Origin of the sequence: Sphingobium xanthum, assembly GCF_019737615.1 — a bacterium.
Taxonomy (GTDB): Bacteria; Pseudomonadota; Alphaproteobacteria; order Sphingomonadales; family Sphingomonadaceae; genus Sphingobium; species Sphingobium xanthum.
Genome location: NZ_JAHKKS010000009.1, coordinates 174,421 through 182,332, shown reverse-complemented (window position 1 = coordinate 182,332; position 7,912 = coordinate 174,421). Strand labels below are relative to the sequence as shown.

Below are 7,912 nucleotides of genomic sequence, written 5' to 3'. Positions count from 1 at the left end.
GCGGCTCAATCCGAGACCACTGCGCATCGGAAAACCAAAAGAAATCAGACATCTCAGCGCCTCCTCGCCAAGACACTGAATCACAATCCGAGCAACGTGGGAATCCAGTTATTGGGTCCGAACCCTAGTGATTTTGCGAGAGCGCAGTGGAAAAAAATATTCTGCTACGTCTCTCAGCCATTGCCCCTAATCGTCAATGGAAGTGAATATTTCGAGCTGTATTGTTTATCCAACAACCAACGCGCTAGCGCCTTGATAAATAAAGGTGTGGATCACGTTATAAAGAAATATACGCCGGCATCTCATCGTACGTCTTACCCTTGAGCAAACGTCCGGTCGCTTTCTTGTTTCGGCCACCCCATTGTTTGAAAAAGAATGCAGTCCCAGACGATCTGCAAAGCCTTTGGATTTGCAGAACCCATTCTTCCTCCATGGGCCGAGCGTAAGGACCGGATTCCCCGCCTACAATTGCCCAAGCAATCCTATCAAGATTAGCAGATTTGATCGGACCAATCAGCGGTTCGAACGATATGAATCGTATCGCCGCTGGGGTTGCACGCAATTCGTCGATACGGCTCACCACGTCCTGGCTTTCGACGCTCGTTCCGAGCCAGACATTTGGCAGCACTTCAAAATCCGGTGACGATAAGATTTGCCGCATTCGATCGGGACGCTTCGTCAGAAGCTGATAGTCGTGCCGGGGCGTGGCTTTCATCACCTGCCACACCTTCTTTATAAAATCCGTTGGCACATCAGCATGAAACAAGTCGGACATTGAGTTTACGAAAACCTTCCGAGGCTTTCGCCAGCGCTCCGGCACCAACAAGGCCGCGTCATCACAGCGCACTCGGCCGGTCCACTTAGCGCGCCCGCCCGATTTCCGCGTCAAGCCCGCATATTTTTGAACTCCCATGGCTTCCAAGCGAGCAGCCATTCGCATTGCGTAGCAATTCGTGCACCCAGCCGACGCCAGTGAGCAACCTGCCACCGGGTTCCATGTCGCATCAGTCCACTCAATTGGTGAGTTCTCTGCCATATTGAACCTCGATAGCCCGAACTAAAGTAGCCGGCGCTTCGCGCCTTGAATCACGGAGATGCCGTGTGATCAAGCGCTATATATCACAGTCAGCGCCAGATTGTTCCTTTTTTGTTCTCATCCGTTTGTTTGCTGTTACGGCTCGCTAACTCCAGCAGGCGCGCTATTGCATGCAAAAAGCCCCCACCTTCCGGCAGGGGCCTTCTCATTCCTAAATCCAGAACCGGGTCAAAAATTCACTTTGACCCGAACCCCTCAGGCGAAGCGCACCGCCACCTTGCGGCGACGCATCGCGGCGCCGGCGAGCGCGAAGCCGCCGATCATCATGCCCCAGGTCGCCGGCTCGGGAACCGCGCCGCTGGTCGTGGCGAGGAAGTTCACCATCGCGAGGCCGTTCGTGCCATAGCCGCCGCCGGTCGTGACGGTCGGGAAGTTGAGGCCCGCACCGAACTCCTGCAGGTCATACAGCCAGGTGTAGCCAGCCATGGTCGTGACGCCAGCCAGGTTCACCGGAAGATCGCCGCCCTCATAGTCGCCGGCGATCACATAGGTGCCCGGGCCGAGCAGGACGTCGGCAATATCCGAATAGGCGAAGTGGCCGGTGACCGGATCGCTGGTCAGCACGACCGCGCTGGTGATCAGCGTGCCGCCGATCGTCCAGAGGCCGACCGTGCGGTCGTCGGGCAGGTTCGCCGTGTTGTAGCCGAGCGCCTCGATCGTCGTTGCCTGGCTGAGCGAGAACGCGAAGCCGAGGGTGAACGGACGGGTGTCGGTGCCGAGGTCAGCCTTCGTATATTCATAGGCCGGGGTCGCGGCGTGCGCGCCCGTCGCCAGCGTGGCGAGCGCGACGGCTGCCAGAAGCATCTTCTTCATATGATAGTCTCCCACAATTAGCCGGCGCGCCGTCATGCCGCACCGGCTCCCGCGCTCCCCATAGCGTAAATGCGGGTTAAGCACAAAATCGGTTCACCATAGCGCGAATCCCGAAACCGGACAGGCGACCCCGGCGGTCCGGCTTTCCCCCAACGAAAAAGCCCCCGCCGTCCGGCAGGGGCTCTTCGCATCCATCCAAGCTCCAACCGGGTCAAAGTACCACTTTGACCCGCCGGCTTTAGCCCAGCAGTTCCTGCTCGAGCTTCTTGGCGATCTCCTCGATGTTCTCCGGCGGCCAGCCCGGGATGTCCATCCCGAGGCGCAGGCCCATGCTGGAGAGCACTTCCTTGATCTCGTTGAGGCTCTTGCGGCCGAAGTTCGGCGTGCGGAGCATCTCGGCCTCGGTCTTCTGGACGAGGTCGCCGATGTAGATGATGTTGTCGTTCTTGAGGCAGTTGGCGCTGCGCACCGAGAGCTCCAGCTCGTCCACCTTCTTGAGCAGATAGCGGTTGATCTGGTTGGTGTCGCCTTCGCCTTCCTCGGCCGCGCCCGCGCCAACGCCGGCGTGGCTGCTCGGGCCTGCCGTCGGCAGCGCGTCCTCGAAGTGGACGAACAGCTGCAGCTGGTCCTGCAGGATGCGCGCGGCATAGGCCACCGCGTCCTCCGGCGTCACCGTCCCGTCGGTCTCGACGGTCAGGTTCAGGCGGTCATAGTCCAGCTCCTGGCCAATGCGCGCATTCTCCACCTTGTAGGCCACCTGGCGCACGGGCGAGTAAAGCGCGTCCACCGGGATGAGTCCGATCGGCGCGTCGGCCGGGCGGTTGGAGACCGCCGGGACATAGCCCTTGCCGCTGTCGCAGGTGAGCTCCATGTTGAAGCTCGCGCCTTCGTCCAGATGGCAGATCACCAGGTCCGGGTTCATCACCACGATGTCGCCGGTCACGGCGATGTCGCCGGCCTTCACCTCGGCCGGGCCGGTCGCGCTCAGCTGCAGGCGGCGGGGGCCGTCGCCTTCCATCTTGAGCGCGATCTGCTTCACGTTGAGGACGATGTCGGTCACGTCCTCGCGGACGCCGGCCAGGCTCGAAAACTCATGCAGCACGTTCTCGATCTTGATCGAGGTCACGGCCGCGCCCTGCAGCGACGAAAGCAGCACGCGACGCAGCGCATTGCCAAGCGTCAGGCCGAAGCCACGCTCCAGCGGCTCGGCGACGAAGGTCGCGCGCCGCTTCGGGTCGCCGCTGGCCTTGATCTCCAGGCCATTGGGCTTCTTCAATTCCTGCCAGTTCTTGATGTTGACAGTCATGCAATTCCCCTGGGGTTGGGCGGGAGCTCGGAAGGAGGGTTCAGCGCTGGTCCCCGAGCTCCGGCCGTATAAACGAACCGGACGTGGAGCGGTTTCGTGGGCCCGCTCCGGCCCGACGCCGCGTTAGACGCGGCGACGCTTGCTGGGGCGGACGCCGTTGTGCGGGATCGGCGTCACGTCGCGGATCGAGGTGATCGTGAAGCCGACCGCCTGCAGGGCGCGCAGCGCGGATTCGCGGCCCGAGCCCGGGCCCTTCACTTCGACCTCGAGGGTGCGCACGCCATGTTCCGCGGCCTTGCGGCCCGCATCCTCGGCGCAGACCTGCGCGGCATAGGGCGTCGACTTGCGGCTGCCCTTGAAGCCCATCATGCCGGCGCTGGACCAGCTGATCGCATTGCCCTGCGCGTCGGTGATGGTGACCATGGTGTTGTTGAAGCTGGCGTTCACATGCGCGACGCCGGCCGAGATGTTCTTGCGCTCGCGCCTGCGAAGCCGCTGGGGTTCCCGTGCCATCTGTTGAACTTCCTATATCGAAACTGGTTGTCCTGGAGGGGTGCGCTTTGCCGCACGCTGCCTCCGGCGGAGTAAGGCTGAGAATAGTCCCCCGGACTATCCTCCGGGCGCCTTACTTCTTCTTGCCTGCGATCGGCTTCGCCTTGCCCTTGCGGGTGCGCGCATTGGTGTGCGTGCGCTGGCCGCGGACGGGCAGGCCCTTGCGGTGGCGCAGGCCGCGGTAGCAGGCCAGGTCCATCAGGCGCTTGATGTTCATCGCGGTTTCGCGGCGCAGGTCGCCCTCGACCGTGAGGTCGGCGTCGATCGCTTCGCGGATCTGCAGGACTTCCGCGTCGGACAGGTCCTGCACGCGGCGGCTATGGTCGATGCCCAGCTTGTCCGCAATGCCGACCGCCGTCTTGGCGCCAATTCCATGAATATAGGTAAGTGCGATAATAACCCGCTTGTTCGTGGGGATATTAACGCCAGCAATACGTGCCATGATCTATAATCTCCTCGCTCCACAAAGCACTTGGCGGGCGCTTTATCTCGTCGCTATATGACCCGGGACGCAAAAAGGACGGCGGGCGCTCGACCGCGCTGCCGTTTGACCTCTCGTCTCGGGATCGGCGGGCGTTAGCGTGAGTCGTCGGAACTGTCAACTGGAAGCATGCCCGGAGGCGGCGATCGTTCAGCGGGCGAGATCGATGGTACGCATAAGCGCTTCAATATCGACCCCATAGCGATCGGCGGCATGCTGATCGGGCTGGCCGACAATGAATCCAAACCGGCCATCGTAGAGGTCCATCAGACCCTTGTGATAGGCGTAGAACCGCCTCGGATCCTGCAGGCAGACCAGTGCCACGCCTTCGGGCGCGAAGAAATGCAGATGATTGAGATTCGAACCTTCGACGCTCACGATCAGCGCCGCATCCCGCAGTGCGACACCGACCTCACGCACACTCAACGCGGAAGGCACGACCGATCGGAAGCCCGCGAGCGCCAGCGCGGCCTCGATCTCGGTCGCATTGGTCGGATCGCGCGGCGAGGCATGCGCCCCGCGGCTCAGGAAGACCAGCGGTCCAGCGGATTGTCCGGGCTGCGTGGCGACGCTTGCACGGGTCCGCGCCCGAAGAGTCCGAAAGCGCTCACGCCAATGGTCATTATGCCCCCTGTCGTCCAGAACGACGAGGCGGTCGATTGTCGCATGTTCAGGATAGGCGCAATCGAGCCCGGTAAGTGCCCGAAACTCGGCCTCATGCGGCCATGGCTCGCGCGCGATCGCCACGGAGGGCACCCCTTCGGCCTCCGCATGCAATTCCGTGACAAGCGAGTCCCGGACCCAATGACCGAATTCGCGGCTCGAAACATAGTTGGTCGACAGGACCGCCTTCTCGAACCGGACCGGTGTCTGCCTCGCATTGTCGGTGACAACGGGATTCTTCAGCAGGAACTGGCCGACATATCCCTTTGAATAAATACGGTTGGCATGGATTGTCGCGCGCTCCAGAACATATTCGATCGTCGGCCAGTGCTCTTGGACGCCGCCGCTAACTCGCGCCCATTCCAGCGCCCGATCGCCATTAACCACCGCCTCCACCGCGTCGAACGCGCCGGGCAACGAGAATGCGGGCCGCGAGGTGGTCTCGATCCCGGACGCGATCACGCGACTGGAGATCGACGCGGCCTCCATCGATGTCGGAAACAAGCGCGCCCGCGCGCGGCGCCACAGCAGATCGAGACGAGTCACCTGCCGGGCGCCCCTGTGGAACAATATTGCTTCATCAGATGGGCGCGGTGCGCGAACACTGCCTCATCGTTCATGTCGCGACCATCCTGCGCAGCCTGACCGATCAACGCGGCGAGAACAGCGCGATCACCATCCAGCCTGACCAACTCGCGCGCAAGCGCTGCCGGGGCCATGGCCGTCAGCACGCCACCGCCATGCTCGGCGATCAAATCCTCGGGATAAGCCGAACCATAGCCCACTATGGGCGTCCCCGAGACCAGGGCCTCGATCAGACAGCGGGGTGATTCCGGTGTCAGGTGGCAAAACAGCATGACATGGGCATCGCGCAGCGCCTCGAGCAGGGCGTCGCGATCGACGAGTTGGCCGGGAAAGGAGATCCGATCGGCAAGGCCGAGCCGATCGACCGTCGCACGTGCCTCGTCGAGCTGAGGGCCATCGCCGAACCAGCGCGCGCGAAAGGGGACGCCCGCATCGGCAGCAAGGCGCAAGGTCTCGATCCAGTCCGTCACGCCTTTGTCGGGATGGACCCGCCCGGCATAGACAATATCCAGAACACCCTCGCGTGCAGCCGCAATCTTGGCGGACAGCCGCTCATCGGGGATGCGGTCGGCAGGTTTGAGGTGGATATTGTGGACCAGGAAAGGATGTGGACTGAAGCCGCGATAGCTGTTGAACGTATCGTTGCCATGGAACAGGCCGAGCGTCGAACGACTGATCGCACGGCGCTCCAGTGACCGGGCGAGGCGCGCGTTCATCCCTCTGTAGAGCCGCTTGAGGCCCGTGAACCGCTGCGCTTCGATCCGCATGACTTCGGATTCCACGCGATCGGTCCAGACCGACGCCTTGCGCTCCTTCTTCGCGGCCAGCAGCGCCCCGACCGCACCCCAGTCGCCCCAGGCGCCGCCCAGTGCGAACTGGAGATAATCATGGCGATCGATGAGATCTCGGAGGCGGCGACGGATCGAGGGGTAAGCGCGCAGATGCCCGAGCGGAGTCCAGGCTGTCGGCAGCAGGACCACCGAAAGCCGATCACCCAGGCCCAGCGTATCGATCGCCACGCTGCCCGCCGGCGGTGCCGCGCCTGCAGCAAGCTTCACGCCGAGCGTCATCCGCGCGAAGTGTCGCAGCCATTGCGCAAGGCCATTGCCGGCCTGGTTCTCGATGAAGACGCGCCCGTCGCGCTGGTGGACGACCAGCGGCAGGATCAGCAGGAGACTGCTCACCGGCTCATCCGTCACACCTCGTATCACGCGCTTGCAATCCCCCATGGCCGCGACGGCGGCGGCACCATGTTCGATGGCCTTGTGAGCGTCAACCCGCTGATCCGTCGCATTCAATGCCGATCGGCAGACCGCTCCACCGGCACCATGACCGGTTCAGCCCGTTGCATTGCAGGCTCATCCCGCGCCATCGTCCGTTTCCAACCGCCCAGCGCGGCCCGCGCGGCCGGCCGCTCGACCAGATAATGCACCAGCGCGCCCAGCGATACGGCCGCAAGGATCGCCGTGGCATAGGCTGTGGTGGGCGCGTAGCCCATCTGATCCATGTTGAAGAGGATCGTGAAGCCGATATGCTGATGCACCAGATACAGCGAGTAGCTGATCTGCCCGACCCAAAGCACAGGCGCCACGCACAGCCAGCGCAGATGCCCGCTCACCACTGCCCAGAAACAGGCGATGATGACGAGGCCGGCGACCGCCAGATCCGGCGTCTCCGCCACCGCGATCGTGGTGAGGATCCCGGCGAAGATCGGCATCTGTTCCCGCCAGCTGCGCGCCCCGATCCAGACGCGGTAACTTGCCATGCCGATCGCGAAGAACGGAATGTAACGCAGGATGAAAATCATGACGATCCGCTCCGGCATATCCGGCCAGACCAGCGCGAAGACGAGCTTCAGCACCAGCCATCCGAGGATAAGTCGCTCGACATGACGCAATCGGCAGAGCAGCCAGAGCGTCAGCATACAGGCGTAGAAGGCGATCTCGACCGTCAGCGTCCAGTGCGCCCCGTCCACCGTGGGAATGAAGAAGAACTGCTCCAGCATGGTGAGATTGGCCAGTACGACCCAAGGCGAGACATAGAGCGACGTCATGTGGCCGAGATGCTCTACGAGCAATGTCAGGCCGAGCGCCACCCAGTAGGCCGGTAGCAGCCGCGCTGCGCGACCAACGATGAAGTCCGCGGCGGAACGTAACTTCGCCATCGAGAAGAAGATGGCGAAACCCGAAATGGCAAAGAAGAGGAGCACGCGATAGTTGCCGCCGAACAGATGGAACGGCACATGGCCCGCTTTCGGAAACAGCTCGTGATAGCGGGTCGCGTAATGGAAATTGACGACGAGCATCGCCCCGATGCCGCGCAGGGCATCAAGCTCGTTCAACCGCGCGCGGGAAGCCGGCAGACTCGTCATACGCGCCCAGCCGTAGCACTGCCTCGTCCAGAAGACCTATGTCAT

At 62.6% G+C, this 7,912-nt stretch carries 8 protein-coding genes; all 8 read right to left on the bottom strand.

What is annotated here, in order from left to right; genetic code table 11:
• Positions 1–277 precede the first annotated feature (277 nt).
• The 8 genes from KM135_RS15370 to KM135_RS15335 all read right to left on the bottom strand — a co-directional run bounded on the left by KM135_RS15370 (position 278) and on the right by KM135_RS15335 (position 7,867).
• Entirely contained in the window at positions 278–1,036 is a 759-nt protein-coding gene (locus KM135_RS15370) for a DUF5131 family protein (protein ID WP_221714904.1), read from the bottom strand.
• Between the two features lie 255 nt (positions 1,037–1,291).
• Positions 1,292–1,909, bottom strand: coding sequence for a PEPxxWA-CTERM sorting domain-containing protein (locus KM135_RS19840; RefSeq protein WP_246606175.1), 618 nt, complete (start codon positions 1,907–1,909; stop codon positions 1,292–1,294).
• A gap of 238 nt (positions 1,910–2,147) precedes the next feature.
• Positions 2,148–3,215, bottom strand: a complete 1,068-nt coding sequence (locus KM135_RS15360) for a DNA-directed RNA polymerase subunit alpha (RefSeq protein ID WP_221714903.1) — start codon at positions 3,213–3,215, stop codon at positions 2,148–2,150.
• Positions 3,216–3,338: 123 nt separating this feature from the next.
• Complete coding sequence (gene rpsK, locus KM135_RS15355) at positions 3,339–3,728, bottom strand: 30S ribosomal protein S11 (RefSeq protein WP_184052493.1); 390 nt, start codon at positions 3,726–3,728, stop codon at positions 3,339–3,341.
• Between the two features lie 112 nt (positions 3,729–3,840).
• Complete coding sequence (gene rpsM / locus KM135_RS15350) at positions 3,841–4,209, bottom strand: 30S ribosomal protein S13 (protein ID WP_221714902.1); 369 nt, start codon at positions 4,207–4,209, stop codon at positions 3,841–3,843.
• 189 nt (positions 4,210–4,398) lie between these two features.
• Entirely contained in the window at positions 4,399–5,457 is a 1,059-nt protein-coding gene (locus tag KM135_RS15345) for a glycosyltransferase 61 family protein (protein ID WP_221714901.1), read from the bottom strand.
• Positions 5,454–6,680 carry a glycosyltransferase gene (locus KM135_RS15340; protein ID WP_343228208.1) on the bottom strand — a complete coding sequence of 409 codons (1,227 nt, stop codon included), beginning with the start codon at positions 6,678–6,680 and terminating at the stop codon, positions 5,454–5,456. Before KM135_RS15340 ends, KM135_RS15345 begins: the two co-directional genes overlap by 4 nt.
• A gap of 110 nt (positions 6,681–6,790) precedes the next feature.
• Entirely contained in the window at positions 6,791–7,867 is a 1,077-nt protein-coding gene (locus tag KM135_RS15335; RefSeq protein ID WP_221714899.1) for an acyltransferase family protein, read from the bottom strand.
• Positions 7,868–7,912 lie beyond the last annotated feature (45 nt).

Excerpts from the sequence above, each read along its gene's own strand:
- rpsM (WP_221714902.1), bottom strand. The coding sequence starts at position 4,209 with ATGGCACGTATTGCTGGCGTTAATATCCCCACGAACAAGCGGGTTATT.
- KM135_RS19840 (WP_246606175.1), bottom strand. The coding sequence starts at position 1,909 with ATGAAGAAGATGCTTCTGGCAGCCGTCGCGCTCGCCACGCTGGCGACG.
- KM135_RS15360 (WP_221714903.1), bottom strand. The coding sequence starts at position 3,215 with ATGACTGTCAACATCAAGAACTGGCAGGAATTGAAGAAGCCCAATGGC.
- rpsK (WP_184052493.1), bottom strand. The coding sequence starts at position 3,728 with ATGGCACGGGAACCCCAGCGGCTTCGCAGGCGCGAGCGCAAGAACATC.
- KM135_RS15335 (WP_221714899.1), bottom strand. The coding sequence starts at position 7,867 with ATGACGAGTCTGCCGGCTTCCCGCGCGCGGTTGAACGAGCTTGATGCC.
- KM135_RS15370 (WP_221714904.1), bottom strand. The coding sequence starts at position 1,036 with ATGGCAGAGAACTCACCAATTGAGTGGACTGATGCGACATGGAACCCG.